Annotated in this window: 18 protein-coding genes, 1 pseudogene and 2 riboswitches; of the genes and pseudogenes, 12 read left to right on the top strand and 7 right to left on the bottom strand. The window is 65.7% G+C overall.

Annotated elements, in window-relative coordinates; genetic code table 11:
* Positions 1 to 202: 202 nt before the first annotated feature.
* From gcvPA to SPHI_RS07420, 4 genes are all read right to left on the bottom strand, one after another.
* Positions 203 to 1,561: an aminomethyl-transferring glycine dehydrogenase subunit GcvPA gene (gene gcvPA / locus SPHI_RS07435; RefSeq protein ID WP_076744264.1), complete on the bottom strand. Its 1,359-nt coding sequence runs from the start codon at positions 1,559 to 1,561 to the stop codon at positions 203 to 205.
* A 120-nt stretch (positions 1,562 to 1,681) separates the two neighbouring features.
* On the bottom strand, positions 1,682 to 2,053 hold the full coding sequence (gcvH, locus tag SPHI_RS07430) for a glycine cleavage system protein GcvH (RefSeq protein ID WP_076744263.1): 372 nt from the start codon (positions 2,051 to 2,053) through the stop codon (positions 1,682 to 1,684).
* 2 nt (positions 2,054 to 2,055) lie between these two features.
* Positions 2,056 to 3,201 (bottom strand): glycine cleavage system aminomethyltransferase GcvT, encoded by a 1,146-nt coding sequence (gene gcvT / locus SPHI_RS07425; RefSeq protein ID WP_076744262.1) that lies wholly within the window; start codon positions 3,199 to 3,201, stop codon positions 2,056 to 2,058.
* A 53-nt stretch (positions 3,202 to 3,254) separates the two neighbouring features.
* Positions 3,255 to 3,358, bottom strand: a riboswitch (glycine riboswitch).
* Positions 3,359 to 3,462, bottom strand: a riboswitch (glycine riboswitch).
* Positions 3,463 to 3,717: 255 nt separating this feature from the next.
* Positions 3,718 to 4,365, bottom strand: a complete 648-nt coding sequence (locus SPHI_RS07420; protein ID WP_233130782.1) for a hypothetical protein — start codon at positions 4,363 to 4,365, stop codon at positions 3,718 to 3,720.
* 80 nt (positions 4,366 to 4,445) lie between these two features.
* Here SPHI_RS07420 and ispH point away from each other — a divergent pair, with 80 nt between their 5' ends.
* The 4 genes from ispH to SPHI_RS07400 all read left to right on the top strand — a co-directional run bounded on the left by ispH (position 4,446) and on the right by SPHI_RS07400 (position 8,140).
* Positions 4,446 to 5,396, top strand: a complete 951-nt coding sequence (ispH, locus tag SPHI_RS07415) for a 4-hydroxy-3-methylbut-2-enyl diphosphate reductase (protein WP_076744261.1) — start codon at positions 4,446 to 4,448, stop codon at positions 5,394 to 5,396.
* 90 nt (positions 5,397 to 5,486) lie between these two features.
* Entirely contained in the window at positions 5,487 to 6,446 is a 960-nt protein-coding gene (gene thrB / locus SPHI_RS07410; protein WP_076744393.1) for a homoserine kinase, read from the top strand.
* On the top strand, positions 6,443 to 6,892 hold the full coding sequence (gene rnhA / locus SPHI_RS07405; RefSeq protein ID WP_076744260.1) for a ribonuclease HI: 450 nt from the start codon (positions 6,443 to 6,445) through the stop codon (positions 6,890 to 6,892). The genes thrB and rnhA overlap by 4 nt, the downstream gene beginning before the upstream one ends.
* Before the next feature lie 324 nt (positions 6,893 to 7,216).
* Positions 7,217 to 8,140, top strand: coding sequence for a hypothetical protein (locus tag SPHI_RS07400; RefSeq protein ID WP_076744259.1), 924 nt, complete (start codon positions 7,217 to 7,219; stop codon positions 8,138 to 8,140).
* Between the two features lie 26 nt (positions 8,141 to 8,166).
* On the opposite strand, the gene SPHI_RS07395 is transcribed toward SPHI_RS07400, so the two are convergent.
* Positions 8,167 to 9,393 (bottom strand): COG3415 family protein, encoded by a 1,227-nt coding sequence (locus tag SPHI_RS07395; protein ID WP_076744258.1) that lies wholly within the window; start codon positions 9,391 to 9,393, stop codon positions 8,167 to 8,169.
* A gap of 83 nt (positions 9,394 to 9,476) precedes the next feature.
* Here SPHI_RS07395 and SPHI_RS07390 point away from each other — a divergent pair, with 83 nt between their 5' ends.
* The 6 genes and pseudogenes from SPHI_RS07390 (at position 9,477) to SPHI_RS15265 (ending at position 15,657) form a co-directional block, all read left to right on the top strand.
* A complete protein-coding gene (locus SPHI_RS07390; RefSeq protein WP_076744257.1) occupies positions 9,477 to 10,016 on the top strand; it encodes a hypothetical protein in 540 nt (179 codons plus the stop codon).
* Positions 10,013 to 10,237, top strand: a complete 225-nt coding sequence (locus SPHI_RS07385; protein ID WP_158049649.1) for a hypothetical protein — start codon at positions 10,013 to 10,015, stop codon at positions 10,235 to 10,237. The genes SPHI_RS07390 and SPHI_RS07385 overlap by 4 nt, the downstream gene beginning before the upstream one ends.
* Before the next feature lie 188 nt (positions 10,238 to 10,425).
* Positions 10,426 to 12,435, top strand: a complete 2,010-nt coding sequence (locus tag SPHI_RS07380; protein WP_144036170.1) for a transposase family protein — start codon at positions 10,426 to 10,428, stop codon at positions 12,433 to 12,435.
* Positions 12,432 to 13,481, top strand: a complete 1,050-nt coding sequence (locus SPHI_RS07375; RefSeq protein ID WP_076744254.1) for an ATP-binding protein — start codon at positions 12,432 to 12,434, stop codon at positions 13,479 to 13,481. Before SPHI_RS07380 ends, SPHI_RS07375 begins: the two co-directional genes overlap by 4 nt.
* Before the next feature lie 20 nt (positions 13,482 to 13,501).
* Positions 13,502 to 13,876, top strand: a pseudogene (locus tag SPHI_RS15485) (TniQ family protein); the annotation flags it as partial.
* A gap of 197 nt (positions 13,877 to 14,073) precedes the next feature.
* Entirely contained in the window at positions 14,074 to 15,657 is a 1,584-nt protein-coding gene (locus SPHI_RS15265; RefSeq protein WP_233130780.1) for a hypothetical protein, read from the top strand.
* A 161-nt stretch (positions 15,658 to 15,818) separates the two neighbouring features.
* Here the strand turns inward: SPHI_RS15265 and SPHI_RS07360 are convergent, their stop codons facing one another.
* Entirely contained in the window at positions 15,819 to 16,892 is a 1,074-nt protein-coding gene (locus tag SPHI_RS07360; protein ID WP_076744251.1) for an NAD(P)/FAD-dependent oxidoreductase, read from the bottom strand.
* On the bottom strand, positions 16,889 to 17,824 hold the full coding sequence (locus SPHI_RS07355; protein ID WP_076744250.1) for an alpha/beta fold hydrolase: 936 nt from the start codon (positions 17,822 to 17,824) through the stop codon (positions 16,889 to 16,891). Before SPHI_RS07355 ends, SPHI_RS07360 begins: the two co-directional genes overlap by 4 nt.
* A 55-nt stretch (positions 17,825 to 17,879) precedes the next feature.
* Between SPHI_RS07355 and SPHI_RS07350 the strand changes: the two genes are divergently transcribed.
* The gene (locus SPHI_RS07350) at positions 17,880 to 18,353 is read left to right on the top strand and encodes an A24 family peptidase (RefSeq protein WP_076744249.1); all 474 of its coding nucleotides are present in this window, start codon (positions 17,880 to 17,882) and stop codon (positions 18,351 to 18,353) included.
* Positions 18,354 to 18,409: 56 nt separating this feature from the next.
* Positions 18,410 to 19,459 (top strand): Flp pilus assembly protein CpaB, encoded by a 1,050-nt coding sequence (gene cpaB / locus SPHI_RS07345; protein WP_076744248.1) that lies wholly within the window; start codon positions 18,410 to 18,412, stop codon positions 19,457 to 19,459.
* The last annotated feature ends 1 nt before the right edge of the window (position 19,460 follow it).

Raw genomic sequence — 19,460 nt, 5'->3', positions numbered from 1 at the left:
CGTTGGGGACGGCGGTGATCGGAGTCGGCAAGCGCGGGGTCATGGTGGGAGGAAACCATGACTTTTCCAACATTTGAAGGGCTTGCCTGACGGACGTCACCCCGGGCTTGTTCCGGGGCCCACCGTGCCGCGCACCCAACAGACGTTGGGATGTAGGACGGGTGGATGCCGGGACGAGCCCGGCATGACGGAGTGGTTGAGGTCACGCCAGCGCTTCTTCAAGGGCGGTGGCCAGCGCCTCGACGTCCTCAGGCGTGCTTGTTTCGGTTACCGCGACCACCAGGCCGTTCTCCAGCGCTGCCTCGCCCGGGTAGAGGCGGCCGAGCGACACGCCGGCGAGGATCTGCTTGTCGGCGAGCGCGCGGACGATCGGGCGCGCCTCGCGGCCGAGGTCGAGCGTGAATTCGTTGAAGAATGTGTCGTTCACGAGACCGACGCCCGGTACCTTCGCGAGCCGCTCCGCCGCCGCCACCGCGCCGGCGTGATTGGCAGCGGCGAGCGCGCGCAGGCCGGCCTCGCCGAGCAAAGTCATGTGGATCGAGAAGGCCAGTGCACACAGGCCGGAGTTGGTGCAGATGTTCGAAGTCGCCTTTTCGCGGCGGATGTGCTGCTCGCGGGTCGACAGCGTCAGCACGAAACCGCGGCGACCGTCGGCGTCCACCGTCTCGCCGCAGAGGCGGCCCGGCATCTGGCGGACGTATTTATCCTTGCAGCCGAACAGGCCGACATACGGCCCGCCAAACTGGAGGCCGACGCCGATCGACTGGCCCTCGCCGACGACGATGTCGGCGTCCATCTCGCCCGGCGATTTGATCGCGCCGAGCGCCACCGGCTCGGTGACGACGGCGATCAGCAGCGCCTTGTTGGCGTGGCAGGCGTCGGCGAGCGGCGTCAGGTCGGCGATCCGGCCGAGGATGTCGGGATATTGCACGACGACGCAGGAGGTATCGGCGTCGATCTTGCCGATCAGCGTGTCGAGATCGGTTTCGGCGGTGAGGGCGGGCAGCGACACGTCGAGCGCGTCGCCGGTGTACTTTGCCATGGTCTTCGCGACCGAGACGTAATGCGGGTGGAGGCCGCCCGACAGGATCGCCTTGCCCCGCTTGGTGATGCGACGCGCCATGCCGATCGCTTCCCAGCAGGCCGTCGAGCCGTCGTACATCGACGCATTCGCCACATCCGTCCCGAGCAGACGCGCGACCTGCGTCTGGAATTCGAACAGCATCTGCAGCGTGCCCTGCGCGATCTCGGGCTGGTAAGGCGTATAGGCGGTGAGGAACTCGCCGCGCTGGATCAGGTGATCGACGCTGGCGGGGACATGGTGGCGATAGGCGCCGCAGCCGAGGAAGAACGGCGCCTCGCCAGCGGAGAGGTTCTGGCGCGCGAGCCTGGTCATGTGGCGTTCGACGGCGAGCTCGCTGGCGTGGCCGGGGAGGTCCGCGATCGGACCGGAGAGGCGCGCGGCTTCGGGGACGTCTACGAAGAGGTCGTCGATCGAGCCGGCGCCGATGACGGCGAGCATCTCGCGGCGGTCATGGTCGGTGAGCGGTAGGTAGCGCATTCGGTACACTCCTCCCCTCCCGCGTGCGGGAGGGGTCGGGGGAGGGCCTGCCATCATCGTTGCGCTAGGAGGCGGGTGACAGGCCCTCCCCTAGCCCCTCCCGCCCCGCGGGAGGGGGACTTAGAGCTTTGCGACGAAGGCTTCGTAGGCGGTTTCGTCCATCAGGCTGTCGAGTTCGCTCGGATCTGACAGCGTGAGCTTGAAGAACCAGCCCTCGCCTTCGGGATCGCTGTTGACCAGCGCCGGCTCGTCGGCGAGCGCGGCATTGCCCTCGATCACCGCGCCGGACACCGGCGAATAGACGTCGCTCGCCGCCTTGACGCTTTCCACCACGGCGGCTTCGTCGCCCTTGGACAGACCCTTGCCCTGCTCGGGCACGTCGACGAACACGATGTCGCCGAGCTGCCCCTGCGCATAATCGGAAATGCCGACGGTGCCGGTCTGGCCGTCGATCCGGATCCACTCATGATCCTCGGTAAAATAACGGCTCATCTTTACTTCGCTCCTCGGAAGTAGCGGTGGGGGACGAAAGGCATGGCGGTGACGGTCGCCGCATGGGTTTTGCCGCGCTGTGACAGCTGGATGCGGGTGCCGGGCGTGGCCATCGCGAGCGGAACGTATGCCATCGCGATCGGTGCCCCGACGCTCGGCGCGAAGCCGCCAGAAGTGACGCGGCCGATTTCGGCGCCGCTCGCGTCGATGACCGTGGCTCCCTCGCGGACGGGCTGGCGGCCCTCGACCAGCAGGCCGACGCGCTTGGTGGCGGGGCCGGACTCACGCTCGGCGAGGATGCGCGCGGCGGCGGGGAAATCGGCGGCTTCGCGGCGACGCTTGAACAGCGCGAAGCCGAGATCGGCGGCGACCGGCGTCGTTTCGGGCGAAAGATCGTGGCCGTAGAGCGGGAGGCCAGCCTCAAGGCGGAGCGAATCGCGCGCGCCAAGGCCAATCGGTTTCACCTCTGGCTGTGCGGTGAGCGCATCGGCGAACGCCTCGGCGGCCTCTGCCGGGACGGAGATTTCGAAGCCGTCCTCGCCGGTGTAGCCCGAGCGGCTGATCCACAGATCGTGGCCCTGCCAATCGAAGCTGCCTGCCTGCATGAAGACCATCGTCTCGACGCCGGGGATCAGGCGGGACAGTGCGTCGACCGCCTTTGGACCCTGCAACGCGAGCAGCGCGTGATCTTCCATGAGGTTGAGCGTGATCTCGTCGGGCAGATGCTCGATCATATGACCGATGTCGTCATATTTGGTCGCGCCGTTGACGACCATATAGACTTGCTCGCCGTCTTCCTCGCTCGCCGCCTGGCGAGTGAGCATCAGATCGTCGAGGATGCCGCCATTCTCGTCGAGCAGCAGCGAATAACGTGCGCGATTGAAGGCGAGGCCGGCGATGTCGGCGGGCATCAGCGCCTCGAGCGCGGGGACGACGCCCTCGCCGCGGAAGGTAATCTGGCCCATGTGACTGACGTCGAACAGGCCGGCGCTTTCACGCGTCCAGAGATGCTCGGCCATGATGCCCTCGTACTGGACGGGCATCCAATAGCCGGCGAACTCGACCATCCGGCCACCGCGGGCGCGGTGCCAACCATCGAGCGGCAGGGCCAAGGTTTCTATGATGACGTCTTCGTCGTGGTCGCTCATGGCGCATTCCGTCTGCAAGGGCGATCGTACCCGCTCTGGCGAGAGATACGAACCGAACCCCCTCTGTCACGGAACCTGAGAGCTTTCCTCCTGCTTGCGCGGAGTTACCCCTTCGGTGGGCCATGCCGAAGCAAGGCCGCTTTCCAGAGCGTCGAATCGGGCAAGCGCGGTCCCTGATGCCTGAGAGATTCCGGGGTGGTTGCTCCTTCGGCGGCGACGTGATGGCCTGAAAGACCTGTCGCACTCTCCCGCGCGCCCACGCCGGTTGCCCGGCATCGACCTGGCGCGCTGTGGCGGGGTGTGCGGGGCGAGTCAATCTGGCAATCGATAGGGGCCTTTGTCGCTCGTCATCATTCCAGACGTGCGCTTCTTTGGATGGCTCCCACCTAACGTCACCCGGCCTGGTGCCGGGATCCAGGGCTCCGCGAACTCAGCGGCGCCGGACGCGCGGACGGCTGGATGCCGGCACGAGGCCGGCATGACGGGGGTAGCGCGGCGGCAGCGCCGCGTCGCGTGTTAACGCTGCGCGTTGTAGCGCAGCTGGTCGTTGGTGAGCTGGAAACCGACCAAAGATTCGAAGCTCGCCGCCAACACCGCCTGCCGCACTTCCGGCGCGGCGAGTGGATCGAGCGCGGCATCCTGATCACCCGCCTTGCGCTTGCGCGTCAGCCGGTCGCGGACGTCCTGCGGCAGGGTTGCGGCGGCGCGGTTGACGTTGGCCGACGCCTGCGCGCTGGTGCTCGCCAGCGCCTGACCGGTATCAAAGTGCAGCGCAACCTGACCGATGCGCTTCGCCACCACCTGCGTACCGCCGCGCACCACTGTGATAAAATAGGGCAAGGTCACGTCGCGCGGGCCGTCTGTGCGCGTGCGGCGCGCGCGCACGTCGAACGTCACGTTGCTGACCACTTCGGCACCGGTTTCATCGCAGGTGCCGCGCACGTTGGTGAGCACCGCCGTCACGTCGATCGCGCTGGCATCGGTGCTGGTCGCCGGATCGAACAGGGTGATGTCGCCCGTGCCCGCAGGCACGCCGACGATCGGGCAAGCGGTGCGCACCGCCGTGATGCCGACACCCCCGTCAAGCGAGAGCTCACCGGTCTTGGCGCACCCGCCGACGAGCAGAGCAAGAGCGACGGGAGCGGCAATGAGGCGGAATGACACGGGCTAAGACACCTTGATACGATACCGACGCGCTCATAACCGCCTTCCGTGCGGGCAGGCAATCGCGTAAGCGGCGGGCCATGACAGACAAGCCCGTGCTCGAACTGCTGATCGCCGCGCCGCGCGGCTTCTGCGCCGGGGTCGACCGTGCGATCCGCATCGTCGAGCTGGCGATCGAGAAGCATGGCGCGCCCGTCTATGTCCGTCACGAAATCGTTCACAACAAGTTCGTCGTGGACAGCCTCAAGGCCAAGGGCGCGGTGTTCGTGGAGGAACTGAACGAGGTGCCCGACGGCGCGCCGGTGGTGTTCTCCGCGCATGGCGTGCCCAAGTCGGTACCCGCGAACGCCCAGGCGCGCGGGCTGGACTATCTGGACGCCACCTGCCCGCTCGTTTCCAAGGTGCACCGCCAGGCGGAGCGGCTGGTAGCAGCGGGGCGGCATATCGTGTTCATCGGGCACCAGGGGCATCCCGAGGTGATCGGCACCTTCGGCCAGGTTCCCGAGGGATCGATGACGCTGGTTGAGGATGTGGAGGATGCGGAGGCGTTCGCGCCGGCCGATCCGGACAATCTCGCCTTTCTGACTCAGACCACCTTGTCGGTGGACGACACGGCGGAAGTGGTGCGCACGCTACAGCGCCGCTTCCCCAACATGCAGCCGCCGCGCGGCGAGGACATCTGCTACGCCACGTCGAACCGCCAGGCGGCGGTGAAGGCGATCGCAAGCGCCTGCGACGCGGTGCTGGTGATCGGGGCACCCAATTCGTCGAACTCGGTACGGCTGGTGGAAGTGGCGGAGCGCGAGGGCGTTCGCGCAGCGCTGATCCAGCGCGCGAGCGATCTCGACTGGGCGTTCCTTGAGGGCGTGGGAACGCTGGGGGTGAGCGCCGGGGCGTCGGCGCCGGAATTGCTGGTGCGCGAACTGGTCGATCTGCTCTCGACGCGGTACGAGGTGACCGAGCGCGAGGAAGAGACGACGCGCGAGACCATTGCGTTCAAGCTGCCGCGCGCGCTGGAAGCGGCGGCCTGACCTTCCGTTCGGGCTGAGCTTGTCGAAGCCCTGCCCTTCCTCTTGAAAAAGTACAGCCCTTCGACAAGCGCAGGGCGAGCGGGGTATGTGGTGGCCGTTTACACGCATGTTTCTGCCGAAGCGCTTTCGGCCTTTCTCGCGCGTTATGACGTCGGCGAGTTGGTCTCCGCCAAGGGCATCGCCGAGGGGGTGGAGAATTCCAACTACCTCGTTGATACAACGCGGGGCCGTTTTATCCTGACCCTGTACGAGAAGCGAGTGGCGGCAGATGACTTGCCGTTCTTCATGGCGTTGCTCGATCATTTGGACGCCAAGGGGCTGCCGGTGCCGCCGGCGATCAAGGATCGCGACGGGCGTGAGATCCAGGAACTGGCGGGTCGGCCCGCTTGCCTGATCAAGTTCCTGTCGGGCGTGTCGCTATCGCATCCCACGCCGGCGCAGGCGCTTGCGGCGGGCGAGGCGATGGGGGCGATGCACCGCGCGGTTGCGGATTTCGCGCCGACACGCGCCAATTCGATGGGCGTCGAGACGTGGCGGCCGCTCTTCGAGCGCTGTGGGCGCAGCCTCGATGACATCGCGCCGGGGTTGTATGATGATCTCGGCAAGGCGCTGGAAAGCGTGCTGGCGCGCTGGCCCGGCGATGCGCTGGATCGTGGCGCGATCCATGCCGATCTGTTTCCGGACAATGTGCTGATGCTCGGCGATCAAGTGGCGGGGCTGATCGACTTCTACTTCGCGTGTACCGACATCCGTGTTTATGACTTGGCCGTGATGCACAGCGCCTGGTCGTTCGACGCGCAGGGGCGCGGCTTTGATGCGGGCGTCGGTGACGGGCTGATCGCCGGCTATGAACGGCACTTCCCGCTGTCGGCGTTCGAGCGCGCGCAGTTCAACACGCTGGCGAGCGGTGCGTGCATCCGCTTCGCGCTGTCCCGGGCCTGGGATTGGCTGAACACGCCGCCGGACGCCCTGGTCGTGCGCAAGGATCCGCTCGCCTATGTCCGCCGCCTCAAACATTATGATCCGGAATTGGTAAAGCGTTCTGCATGAGTGAAATGACGAAGGTCGAGGCGTTCACCGATGGCGCGTGCAAGGGCAATCCTGGCCCTGGCGGCTGGGGCGCGGTGCTGCGCATGGGTGAGCATGAAAAGGAATTGTCAGGGGGCGAGCCGCTGACCACCAACAACCGCATGGAACTGACGGCCGCGATCGAGGCGCTGCGCGCGTTCACGCGGCCATGCCACGTCACGCTCTACACCGACAGCCGCTATGTCATGGACGGGCTGACCAAGTGGATTCACGGCTGGCGCAAGAACGGGTGGAAGACAGCGGACAAGAAGCCGGTGAAGAATGCCGAGCTTTGGCAGGCGCTTCTCGACGCAAGCGAGCGCCACCGGGTGGAATGGCAATGGGTAAAGGGCCATGCCGGGCACCCGGAGAATGAGCGTGCGGATCGGCTGGCCAGCGATGCTGCAATGGCGGCGGGGCGGCGGTAGTGATAGATAGAGCATAAGTTGTCCCGCCGAGGCGTCCCACAAGCCCCGGACTACGAGAACACGACGCCCAGATCACTAGAACTTGCGGGTTTTCCGTTGAAATCGAGACAACTTCGCTTGTCATAGAACACCATAAGTTGTCCGCGGGGCTCGTCTTAGCCCTGCGAACTGGCGCGGGGCCTCATCAGAGCCGCTGACGCGTCACGGCAATCGTCGCCGCGGGAATCGTGGCTTCGAACAGCACACGATCGACCGAGACCGCGCCGACGACGCTCGTCGACGCTCGCCCACGCACATCCACAAACCATGCAACGGAGGAATTCCATGGATTCCGACGAACCGAACCTGCGGCTCGTCGCGCCCCATCGGCGCGAGGAGGTTTCCCGACGCATCCGCGTGCTCCGCGGCTACCTCAAGGCACCTGGGCTGGCGGCCGCCAAGGCAGCATCCGCCGAGCTCGGTCTGTCGCTCAGCTCTTTCTACAATCTGGCGAGGGCCTGGTCGTCCATGCAGCAGCCAGAGATGCTGCAAGGCGCAGGTAAGCCGCGCCACCGCAGGGACGAGCTGTCCGACGAGCAGCGCGACATCTTCGAGGAGGTCTCGAAAACCACGACCGAGACGGTGCTGCAGCGCGTGATCGACCAGGCCTCCGAATTGGGAGCGGCGCGCGGCGTCGAGATGCCGAGCTGGAACACGTCCCGCACCCATCTGCGCAAACTGCTTGGGGCGCGCCTTCCCGACACGTCCTTCGCAGCCGGCGCCACGTTCGCCATCGATCACGTGGCGCTCGACCTGCCTGTCAAAGATGGTGACCGCGTCACAATGCCCGTGGCATCCTTGGTGCTGCGCATGGACGACGCATCGGTCGTAGGCGTCGACCTGGACCTCGACAGCCCATCCGCCATGGCAGCCCGCACCGCCGTCGCGATCGCCAGGTCGACGATGGTGGCCGATATCACACCCGAGGCCATGCTGGCCGCCGAAGTCTTTCCCGGCGACGAGTGGCAGCGACTGGCCGACGATCTGCGCGACATGCCGCTGAAGTTGCGGCTCTTCGATCGAGAGCGGCTGGGACGAAAGGGGCCGGCGATGACGATGCTCGCCGAGCGCATCGCAGGCATCAGGATCAAGCCGCGACTCGCCGGTCGCGCCCGAGACCAGCGCCCAGCGACGCTGCCGGCCGGAGCGACGCCACTCTCGCTCAATGAGGCTAAGGCCCTCGTCCTGGAGCGCTGGATCACGCACTGACCAGCAGAACACAGGCGACTGGCTGGTCACGGCTGTAGCGGGATACGAACGGACATGCGGGCCGCGAGGATGTCGGCACAGCGCCCGGCCTGAGCCGCCGCCGCGGCGATGCGATCGCATCCGTCTCGCCATGACGGCACTGCAGACAGAACGGTCCGCACCGCAGTGATGTGATCCAACCCTTCGGTCTGCAGACTCAGTTGTCCGGCCAGGGCCGGATCCACCTTGGAGACGGCATCAATAAGGGCGACGCGGCGCTCAAGATTATGGTCACGCACGGCCTCCCCCATTAGTGCGGCTGCGTCGATAATGCGGAGCGTGCGGGCGCCCGAACCGTGGATGGGCGGTTCGCCCCGCGAATACGCGCGGGGATGTAGGCTGACGCGTCCGACCCTGTGGCCGAGAAGCCCAACGAGACCACGTCCAAAGCGACGCTCGCCGTCTGACAGTGCATCCACGACGCCGCCAGGCACCGCCGAGAACGCCACAGCTCCGAATGCCGCGAGTACATCGGGTAGAATGACCTTCAAGCGGCCGAAGGCGCGTTCGGATTTCCCGACGTTGCCAAAGCCCTCCTCGAAGCCGCGCCACGTCTCCAACAGCATGGCCTCCGAGCGCACGATCGGCCCAGCAGCCCATCCTACGATAACCCGGCTGGCGGTTTCGACACCTAGGCAGACGGCCAGCATACCGCCTCCGTCCTCGGGAAGAATGCGCATGGCGGTGCCGCTGAAGTCCACAAGGGCTTCCCTTCCGAGTGTCGTGGCCAGCTCCTCGTATCCGGCGGAGAGGCGCGCCGAAGCCTCCCGCAGTAGCCTCGTCGCCGTCTGCCTCGACATCGGCGCGGACGCCTCCGCAACCAGTCGGTCGGCGAGATGCGGGGCAGTCACCACGCCGCCTTCCGCCTTCAGCAGTTCCAAGGCCATGCCCGCCTCTTCCTGCCTGCCATGGCCCACCTTGCGCGGGGCACGTCCCATGAAGGGGACGACCGACCGAAGCGAACGGCTGCGTTTCCATCGCTGGCGCAGACGGAAGAAGGCGATCCGGTCCATGCCCAGTCTCGCTGCGGCATTCGACAATGACCGGCCTCGCTCCTCGTCCAAGACGCCATCGAGACGCTGGGAGGCAACGAGCCGACGATCAGGGGACATCGATCGCGCTATCGCCAACTCCTCGATCGGAGGCCCACCGGGCCAGGCCTCGTGCATCAGCGTTTCGAGCCAATCATCCGGATCGTCTTGGGACATCGCCATGTTGCATTCTTAGATGAGTATGTTGACCGAAACCAGCACCGCACCTAGATCGGCCATGTTGCACTCTTAAAAGAGTATGTCTCATGGGCCTCAAGTTTGATGCGGAAGGATGGCCTGACGGGCTGAACATCTCGCTCACACCGCTCCGCCGGGTGATCAGGCGCTCCTCCGTCATCTGCAATGGCTGGAGTCGCACTCAAAAGCACCCTCTCGGATACCTGCCCGGCGAGTCGCAGAACGAGCTACTGGTCTCGATGCTGGCAGAGATGGATCCCGGCATCACCGCCATCACGGCGCAGCCTACCAAAATCACCACCTCCACGCGCTCGGGCATCCTGTTCTCCCACGTGCCTGACTACGCCATGGTGCTGGATGGCGTCGGCGTACTGGTGGAGGCCAAGCCCGACGACAAGGCGGCTCGTCCCGACACCATCGAACGTCTGCGTTGCGCGGCCAAGTTGGCAAATGACTGTGGCTACGACTACCGATTGGCGCTCGGCGGCGAGATGCTCGCGGACCGTCGGCTGCCTGGCATCGAGACGATCTGGCGCCAGTTCCGCCCCGACATTCCCGAAACGCTGCGCCTGCGGCCGGCAGCATCCTGCGCAAGGGAAGGATGGTGATTCGTGACCTGCTCACCGAAGTCAGGCGCACTGGCGGCATGGACGGGACGACCTTCGAGCAGGTCTTGTCGCTGATCGCGTCCGGTCATGTCTTCTTCGATCACGACGCGCCGGTGGACGAGGGTGCGATGGTGCGCTTCCCAGACCGCCGCGCCCTGCCCGACACGTTGCTGCCTAGCAGGCGGCCGCACGATCCAATCGGGTCCGAGGTGACGCCATGAGCTATGCGAACATCGTAGTCGGCGCCTCCATCAAATACATCAATTAGCACTGGGACTTTCAACGGCGCCAGGAAGCACGCACGGAGTGGCGGTCCGACACGACCTACGAGGTCGTCAACTTCACTGATTTCGAGCTGCAGAAGCGGATCCGTCTTGGCGAAGTCGTCCTTGACGACGGGGATGGCGTCGTGCCCGCCGACGGCAAGCCCTCGGCGATCCATGGGGTGACGAAGGCCAGTCCGGAGGACCTCGAGGAGGGTCGACGGGCCCTCATCTACGTCAAAGCCATCCACGAATGCGGTCTCTACGGCACTAGGAACCGGGCTGGCGAGTGGAAGTCCTGCATTGCGGACACCTGGAAGCGCCACGGTCAGAACTGGACTAGGCTGCGCGGTCGCCGAATGGGCAACCCCGTGCCGGCCCCTTCGCTGAAGACCGTACAGCGGCTGGTGGTGAAGGGCGGGACCAACCCGACGCTTGAGAAGCTAACGCCTCGTCACCGGGCGAAGGGCAATCGTGACCGCCGCTACGACGAGGACTTCCTCGAGTTCATCATCGCCAAGGTCGACGAGCAGTATCTTCAGCGGCCGGCGATCAACATCTACGACTTCAAGGCTTGGCTAGCGGTCGAGACGAAGAAGGAGAACGTCAAGCGGGCGGCCATCGGCTTGTCGGCGTTCCCCGAGGCCGGGGTCACCGCCATCGAGAACTGCGTCGCGGAGTTCGACCAGGAAGAGGTAGTCAGGCGCCGCTATGGTGAGCAGTCTGCCTTCATCACCTACGGCTCGGCCGAAGCGCAGAAGGCACCTCAGGCGCCACTCGACCGGGCAGAGTTCGACGCCACCGTGACCGACCTGTTCGTAGTTGACGACGAGACGATGCTGCCGCTGGGACGCGCGACGTTCGTGGGTGGCAAGGACCGCTGCACCGGCATGCCGCTCAGCTGGACGACCACCTTCGAGAAACCGAGCATCCTGGCGCTCAGCCAGAGTCTCCGCAATGCCGTCCTGAGCAAGGATTACGTCGAGGAGCTGAACGAGACCGCCGGCTGGACCATCCGCCACAAATGCGAGACGTTCGGCGTGCCAAAGACGCTGGTGCTCGACCGCGGACTCGAGAATCTCGCCGAAAGCATCGCCATGATGGCGACCAAGCTCGGCATCAACCGCATCCTGATCATGGCCCGAAAGAAGCCGTGGCTGAAGGGCGCGATCGAGCGGATGATCCGAACCATGTCGGAGTCCGTCCTCCACATCGCTCCGGGAACGACCTTTCACAACGCGCTGATGAAGATGGGCTACGATCCGAAGAGGGACACGGTCGTCACCGTGTCGGCCCTCGACCACGCGCTGCACAAGTTCTTCATCGACATCTATCCGAGGGGCGGAGAGCGAACTCATAACAACAAGCGCCGCATCGACGTTTGGCGGGACCTGACACGCAAGTTCCCCGTGCGGAGCGTCGGCGATGTCCAGCGCGTCAACCACCTGTTCGGACGGACCGAAACCGCCGTCCCCGGTCGGCATGGCATCAACTACGAGAACATGCAGTTCTTCTCCAAGCGCCTCCTCGCCGAGCGCAAGTCTGCCAAGTTCCAGAAGGCGCTGGATCGTCAGGGGGGCGTGATCCAGTTCCACGTCGACCCGGCGAATCTCGGCGTCATCCACGTGGTCCTGCCCCACCTAGACGAGACCATCCGCGTGCCCGTCGCGCCCAAGTGGCAGGACTACGCCAACGGCCTGTCGCTGTGGCATCACAGGCGCATCCGCGAGTTCGCCCGCGAGAGCAGCAGGAGTGCCAACGAGGCGGACTCGCTGACGGAGTGCAAGGCCGAGCTCATCGCCATGATGCGCGAGCAGATGCAGGGCCGCCGTGGCACCGTCAGGGCGGCACAGACCGTCGCGCGCATGGAGGGCGTCAACCGCATCGCGCGTGCGGGAAGCGACGCCTCCACGGCAGTGCCCGGCTCCGATGCGCACACGCGTCAGGAGGAGGCGAAGGTCGCCGAGAAGGCGAAGAAGGCCGTCGCCAAGGCTGCGGCCAAGCCCGCTCCACGGCAGAACCGTAGGAGACGCGGCGATCCGCGCGGGAAAACCAGCATCAATCTTACGGCCACCAAGACGGTCGACACCAGCGCGCCGGGCGTCCTCGACACCGACGGGGCGGCACCGACCAGGAAGAAGGGCTACAGGGCATGAGCGACGATATCCCGTGGTCGCAGATGCCACAGGACATTCGCCTGCAGCATCTGGGCAAGCTCTTCGTCGAACGCGACATCGAGACGCAGATCGCCTCGATGCTCGACCGGATGCGGCAGTCCCGACGGATCTACGACGAGCCGCGCAACGCCGTGATCACCGGCGAAACGGGCGTGGGCAAGTCCAAGATCTTCGCCCGCTATCTCGCGGCCAACCCCACCAGGCGTGACGACGACGGCAACATCGTCCGGCCGGTTATCCTGGTGGACATCCGCCACAGCTCGTCACCTCGCGCCGTCGCGCAGTCCATCCTCAAGGGCCTCGGCATCACCAAGGGATTGCAGGCGGCGAACGTGACCGATCTCGCCCGCCAGGCGAAGTACAACCTCGTGAGACAGCGCGTGGAGCTCGTGATGCTCGACGAATTCCACAACACGCTGACTGACGCCGGAAACATCCGGGAGGAGACCCGGTCCAACCGCATCGCCGAATGGGTGAAGGATCTCTGCAAGACGAAGGACCGCACACCGGAATGGCCCGACGGCACGCAGGACGAGAACATCCCTTTCGCCATGATCGGCACCCGCAAGGTGCTGAATATCGTCAACGCCAATCAGAACCCGGAACTGGCCAGCCTCACACCGTTCAACATTAGCATCCCGCGCTACCGGTTCGAGGGACAGGAAGGCATCAAGGAGTTCGAAGCCTTCCTCCAGAAGCTGGACAACGAATTGCCCTTCGACGACTTCAGCGGCCTCGCGAAGGGCGGCCTGGCCGAGAAGATCCACATCGCCACCTACGGTCTGTTGCGCCAGATCCACCACCTGATCACCTACGCCGCCGAACTCGCCATCGTGGAGGGGGACGCCGGCATCCGCGAGCACCACCTGCACCGCTCGATCGAGGACCAGCGCAACCTGCTGCAGTCCAACCTGCTCGTGGACGAGGACGAGAAGGGTCGCGTCGTCGTAAACCCCTTCCCTGCACCCATCCTGTCCTCCGCCAAGGGTCCTGCGCGGAAGAAGAGCGGCTGGAAGGCCGAGTGACCGTGGCACGTGAAAGCGGCATGCTGCCGCTCGTCGTCCGACCGATGGAGGAGGAGAGCGTCGTCGGACTGATCGGCCGCCAGGCCGACGCCCTCTGTGCATCGTTCGCCGCAATGCTCAAGCACCTCGGTGTCCGGGCGAGCTTCATGCTCTCTGACGAGCAGTGGACGCGATTGGCGGGAGCACTGGGCCTCAACGAGGCCACCCTGTCCGGCATGCGCCGCCACGAGGTCCGGCTCGGCAGGGAAAGCGGCGCCATCCGCATGCTCGGACAGACCCTGCGCTATCACCTGGTCGTCCACGGAGCGCTGCGCGTCTGTCCCGCCTGCCTGGCGGAGGGTCGACCGATGCTCGAGCGCTGGGACATCGCCCACGCACCGGTGTGCCTCAGGCATTCCAAGCAGCTGGTCGACACCTGCCGATGCGGGAAGCCGCTCTCACCCCGCTATAGGGGCAGCAGGATCTCGACCAGCTGCCTCTGCGGCTCACCCTTCGCGACACTTGATGCCAGTCCGGCTAGGCCAGGCCTGATCTCGATGGAAGGATCGTCGACAAGGCGATCTCCGGATGCGACCACGACGAACTCGATCCGGTGCTTCGTCGGCTGCCGCTGTCCGACATCCTCAGCATCGCGCACGTCGTGGGCGTGGCCGACACCACGCCGGCATCGGAAGATCGGCATGTCGAGCCGAGGGGGGCGGTCTACGGCTCGGTGCGCGTCGCCGCCGACCACGCGGACGTTGCCAGCATGGCGGACCTCATTGAGGCAGCGGCACCGTACCTCATGTCGTGGAGCGATGCCTATCCGCGTCTGCTGTCCAATGTCGCCTGTCGCAACGAGGCGGCCGGCACCAACGACGCCGACAGCGTGTTCGCCACCGCCATCGGTCGCACGCTGCGCCGTCCTCCCCGCGGCATCGACGGCATCCCACTCGCCTGCATGACGGAGGCGGTGGAGCTGTTCTGCCAGGAGAGGCACGGCGTGAAACCGCGCAAAGCCTCGCATCGACGGGACAGCCCGGTCGGGCGCAAGATCGCGCCGCATCTGACGCGCCGCAAGCTCGCCGCCGCCATCGGAGTGGCGCCGCAGGCCCCGTTGCTCGCGCGCATCTTCGACGGCGTGATTCGACTGTTTGATGACAAGGACTACGCCAATCGCCACGAGGCAGAGCGTCTTGCAGATCTCGTTGAGCAGGAGGTGCTGCGTCGCTGGAACAACACCCACGAGACGATCTCGCTTGATCGAGCCGCGCGATCCCTGAACCATCCGACATCGACGCACCGACCGACGGACTGGATGATCGAGGAACTGCTGGTGCCAGTCGACGTGGAAGAACTCGGCATCGACGACGTGCTGGTCGCTCGGCGCGGAGGACGCAACTTCCTCAAGTCTGATGTCGACGCTCTCATCGATCGCATCGCCTCCCGAGTCGAGTTGGTGGACAGCGATACGGAGATGTTCGGGTTCGAGATCTTCGCGCGATGCCGAAAGTTCCACGGCGGCGGTTGGCCGCGCTTGGATTTCATCAGGGCGTTCCTCGATGGACGCATCCGTGCACGATCGACCATCGAGCGGCCGAAGCTCGCGGAGATGTGGTTCCACCTCGACGACGTCCGCAACCTAGCGCTGGAGCACCGCGTCAAAGCGGTTCTCGAGAAGGACGTGTTCGCTATCGCGCACCGCTGCCGCACATTCGTCACCGCCATCTGGGATAGAAATCCCGATCATTTCACCGACTACCACCTGCGCCATCTCCGGCGCACCGAAGCCGTGCGGTTCGTCGACGTCCGGAACACGACCGAAGGACGCGACCGGCCGTTATATCACTTCTCGCTCGTCGACCTCCTGGAGCGTGCGGCACTGCTTCAGGGCCCGTCGCTCTCGCCGCTGGTAGACAAGGTTCTGCGAGACCACCGCAACGCGAAAAAGCCGTGCGATCGCGTGGTCGTTGGCCCGACGGAGCAGGAGGCTAACACATACATCTCAGCCATCGCCGCTCAGATGAAGAATACCCTCGCAGGCGATGGGATGCGACTGCCATCACCGAACCCCCACGTGCCTACCCTGCCGGGCTGGCGCCGAACGGGCGACCGGGCACGCGCTTCGCGTGCCCCCACCTGCAAGGCGCCAAGCGCTGCCGGCGTTGCCCTGCCTCGGGACAAGTTATGCGATTGAACCATCATGGCGCTGGACAACTTATGAGGAGGTGCCGAACATCTTCTCCAATCGATGGGTCGTCCACATCACGAGAGAGGAAAAGGCAGTGGCGGGACAACTTATGCCCGATCCATCAGGTAGATCCTCTTTTTCCTTCCCGCGGCGCGGGGAGGATGGGGTTAGGTGAACCGCGTTGGTGCGTAGCGTTCGATGTCAAGATCCAGGTTCGGATCTTCACCCAGCAGCAGGGCCGCGCCGATCCGGGCGGCGGCAGGAGCGGTCTGGATGCCGAAGCCGCCTTGCCCGGCGAACCAGAAGAAGCCGGGCGTGTGTGCGGCAAATCCGTAGATCGGCAAACGATCCGGGGCAAAGCTGCGCAGGCCGGCCCATTTCCGTTCAACTTGCGTGACTCGCCAATCGACCGCCTGCTCGAATCGGTCGATCGCCACGGCCACGTCGAGCTCCTCCGGCTGGGCATCGGTCGGATCGGACGGAGCCTCGTCATGCGGGCTCAGCCACAGCCGCCCGCCCGCCTCCGGTTTGAAATAGAAGTCTCCGCCGACGTGAACAACGTGCGGCACGCCCGCAGCCGGCGCGGGGTCGGTTTTCAGCTGCACCATGGTGCGGCGGTACGGCTGGACGCCGAGCGGCGATGCGCCGGCAATGCGGGCGACGCCATCCGCCCAGGCGCCAGCCGCATCGACCAGCACTGCGGCTTCATAGCCACCGCCCGTGGTCCCGATCTGCCAGCGGCCATCCACACGCTGCGCCGACGTGAGTGCTGCACGCAGGACGAGTTGCGCCCCGCCCTTTCGCGCACGCGCCAGCGCATCGGCGTGAAGCGCCGCGACATCGATATAGGAGCAGGTCGGCTCCATGATGCCGATCGTCCAGCCCGGCCGCAGCCCGGGAACGTAATCGTGCGGATCGACCGCGTGCAGCGCCACGCCGCTGCCTGCAAAACCATCCAGCAACGCCGCCGCCTGCGCCTTGTCACTCGCCCGACCGATATGCAGCGAGCCGAGCGGATCGAGGAAACCGCCGGCGCGCAGCGCGTCGCCCGACGCAGTCGTGAGCGGCTGGATGCCCGGGCCGCCGTAAGTCTCGGACCAGAACGCCGCCGACCGGCCGGTCGCGTGATAGCCGGCTACATCCTCCGCTTCGATCAGCAGCACGCGCGCACGATCGCCGATTTCGGCAGCGAGCGTCGCGCCGGCGATGCCAGCGCCGACAATGGCGATGTCCCAAATCATCGGGCGTTTGTGGCGAGAAAGGTGTCGATCGCGGCCAGCGCACGGTCGCGTACCGGATCGACCTCGCGCAATATCTCATGCGCCGATTCATGCCCGAAGCGCAGCAATTCGGCGTTCGGAAGCCGCCCGGCGACCTCGACCGCGGCCCTCGGATCGACCAGGCCATCGGCATCGGCGACCAGCATCAGGATTGGGATCCCCAGCGTCGCCAGCCGCGGATCTTCGCGTTGCGCACGAGTCGAGGCAAAGGCTTCGACCAGCCATGACCAGCTCGGCGGGCCGAGCCTGATCTCCGGCGTCTGCTCGTACCAATAATGCTCGTCCGAATAGCGTTCGGGATGGTTGGTCAGCAGTTTTTGGCGTGACGTGAGGCTCGCCGGGCGCTCGTTCGCCTTCCACGCGGGGCGCGCCGGATCACCTAGCGCCCGCATCAGCCGTGCGAGCCGCTCGGCCAAACGCGACCCGATCGGTCCCTTCAGGCCGAGCATCGGTGCGATCAGAACAGCCGCGTCGGGCTTCACGACACCTTCCAGCATCGCGCGCAAGGCCAAATGGCCGCCCATCGAATGCCCCATCAGCACGCGCGGCCCCGCCACATCCCATTGCTGCCAGAAAGCGGCGAGGTCAGCGATCAGCGGCGCGAAACTATCGGCATGGCCGACATGGGGATCGGCGGAAAGTCGGCCCGATCCGCCCTGCCCGCGCCAGTCGAATGCGGTGACGGACCAGCCGGCATCATGCCAATGCGCGAACGATTCGAAATACTTCTCGAACACATCCGCCCGCCCGGTCTGAAACAGGATGCCGCCACGGCTCCCCGCTTTGGCGGCGCGCCAGTCGAAACGGCGAAGCTGCCAGCCATCGCGTGCCCGCCAATGGGCGATCGTCGCGTCGGCGGGGATCGCACGGCGGGTCGGGGCATGCGTATTCATCGCGAGATCGCGTGGTTACGGTTTCGCAAGCCATTCCGTCTAGTGCTTGCCCGGCATGGGGTGGGATTTTCTTTCCTGGGGGCTGCCGGCGGTGCTGGGGCTGCTGCTCGTTTCGGCGGGCATTGAGGATGCGCGCGTGCGCGAGATCGCCAATTGGAAGAATGCGGTGATCGCGCTGCTCGCCCCATTGTGGTGGGTGTCGATCGGCCTGGCGCCGTGGCCGGACATGGCATTGCAGCTTGGTATCGCCCTGCTGGTGCTGGTGCTGTTCGCGGTTGCTTTCCACTTCGGTCAGATGGGCGGCGGTGACGTGAAGCTGATCGCCGCGATCGCATTGTGGCTGCCGATCACGCCGTTGCTTCGATTGCTGGTCGTCATGTCGCTAGTTGGCGGGGCACTGACGATAGTGATGCTAATTGATCACAGGTTCCGGAAAGCTGGCGGCACGCCGGAAATCCCATACGGCGTTGCCATCGCAATAGCCGGTTTGATGGGGCTGCGCGAACCGCTTCTTAACCACTTCACGTAATTATACCGCATCTTGGGCAACATTGGCCAGCGCCGAGGCGAAAGGCACGTTATTTCATGGATAGTCGCAAGGTCATATTGCTGGTGGGGGCGCTCATCGTCGCGGCGATCACTGCCTTCATGGCACGCACGCTGATCATGGGCACCAGCACGCCGACGGCGATGGCCGTGCCGGGCGAGGCTCCGGTACCGACGGGACCGAAGGTGTTGGTCGCCACGCGAGCGCTTCCCATTGGCACGATCATCGATCCCGGATCGATCAAGTTCCAGCCGTGGCCGGCCGAGCTGGTCGAAGGGGCCTACTTCCAGGAAGGCGCCGAATTCGACATGAAGAACGTGCTCGGCACGGTGGTGCGCAACGCCATCACCGCGGGGCAGCCGGTGACGCAGGGCGCGCTGGTGAAGCCGGGCGATCGCGGTTTCCTCGCCGCTGCGCTCGGGCCGGGCATGCGCGCCGTGACCGTGCCGGTGTCGACCCAGTCTTCGGTCGCGGGCTTCGTCTTTCCGGGCGACCGCATCGACCTGCTGCTGACGCAGACCGTCGAGGGCGGCGGCGATGGCCCGCCGCTGAAGGCCGCCGAGACGATCATGCGCAACCTGCGCGTGCTCGCCACGGACCAGAGCACCAAGCAGGAAAAGGATGAGGCCGGCAACACCGTCGTGCGCACCTTCTCCACCGTGACGATCGAGGCGACGCCCAAGATCGCCGAGGAGATCGCGGTGGCGCAGACGCTTGGCTCGATCTCGCTGTCGCTGCGCTCGATCGCGGACAACGCCGCCGAGCTGGAGCAGGCGATTGCCTCGGGCGCGGTGAAGGTGCCGGACGGCAGCGATCCGAAGGCCGAGCGCGCGATGATGCTGCAACTCGCCAGCGCGCCGCAGACCGGCAACTCCACCTATGCCGTCGGTGCCGACGTGTCGCGCTTCCAGCGCCGCACGGTTCCGGGGAAGAGCGAGCAGCCGTCGATGGTGATGGCCGGGCCGCCGGGTCCGGGGGCCGCGCCCGCCACTGCCTATCCGGGGGCTCCGGTGCGTGTCTCCGGACCGGTGGTGCGGATCGCGCGAGGAAACAACGTGACCGAAGTGCCGGTCGGGGGGAAGAACTGAG

Source organism: Sphingomonas jeddahensis (assembly GCF_001981525.1).
GTDB lineage: Bacteria > Pseudomonadota > Alphaproteobacteria > Sphingomonadales > Sphingomonadaceae > Sphingomonas > Sphingomonas jeddahensis.
Note: the sequence above shows the minus strand (reverse complement) of the source record. Positions and strands in the feature narration are given on the sequence as shown.

Coding starts and splice junctions, on each gene's coding strand:
- gcvPA (WP_076744264.1), bottom strand. CDS start 1,561: ATGCGCTACCTACCGCTCACCGACCATGACCGCCGCGAGATGCTCGCC.
- gcvH (WP_076744263.1), bottom strand. CDS start 2,053: ATGAGCCGTTATTTTACCGAGGATCATGAGTGGATCCGGATCGACGGC.
- gcvT (WP_076744262.1), bottom strand. CDS start 3,201: ATGAGCGACCACGACGAAGACGTCATCATAGAAACCTTGGCCCTGCCG.
- ispH (WP_076744261.1), top strand. CDS start 4,446: ATGACAGACAAGCCCGTGCTCGAACTGCTGATCGCCGCGCCGCGCGGC.
- rnhA (WP_076744260.1), top strand. CDS start 6,443: ATGAGTGAAATGACGAAGGTCGAGGCGTTCACCGATGGCGCGTGCAAG.
- SPHI_RS07400 (WP_076744259.1), top strand. CDS start 7,217: ATGGATTCCGACGAACCGAACCTGCGGCTCGTCGCGCCCCATCGGCGC.
- SPHI_RS07395 (WP_076744258.1), bottom strand. CDS start 9,393: ATGGCGATGTCCCAAGACGATCCGGATGATTGGCTCGAAACGCTGATG.
- SPHI_RS07390 (WP_076744257.1), top strand. CDS start 9,477: ATGGGCCTCAAGTTTGATGCGGAAGGATGGCCTGACGGGCTGAACATC.
- SPHI_RS07375 (WP_076744254.1), top strand. CDS start 12,432: ATGAGCGACGATATCCCGTGGTCGCAGATGCCACAGGACATTCGCCTG.
- SPHI_RS07360 (WP_076744251.1), bottom strand. CDS start 16,892: ATGATTTGGGACATCGCCATTGTCGGCGCTGGCATCGCCGGCGCGACG.
- SPHI_RS07355 (WP_076744250.1), bottom strand. CDS start 17,824: ATGAATACGCATGCCCCGACCCGCCGTGCGATCCCCGCCGACGCGACG.
- SPHI_RS07350 (WP_076744249.1), top strand. CDS start 17,880: ATGGGGTGGGATTTTCTTTCCTGGGGGCTGCCGGCGGTGCTGGGGCTG.
- cpaB (WP_076744248.1), top strand. CDS start 18,410: ATGGATAGTCGCAAGGTCATATTGCTGGTGGGGGCGCTCATCGTCGCG.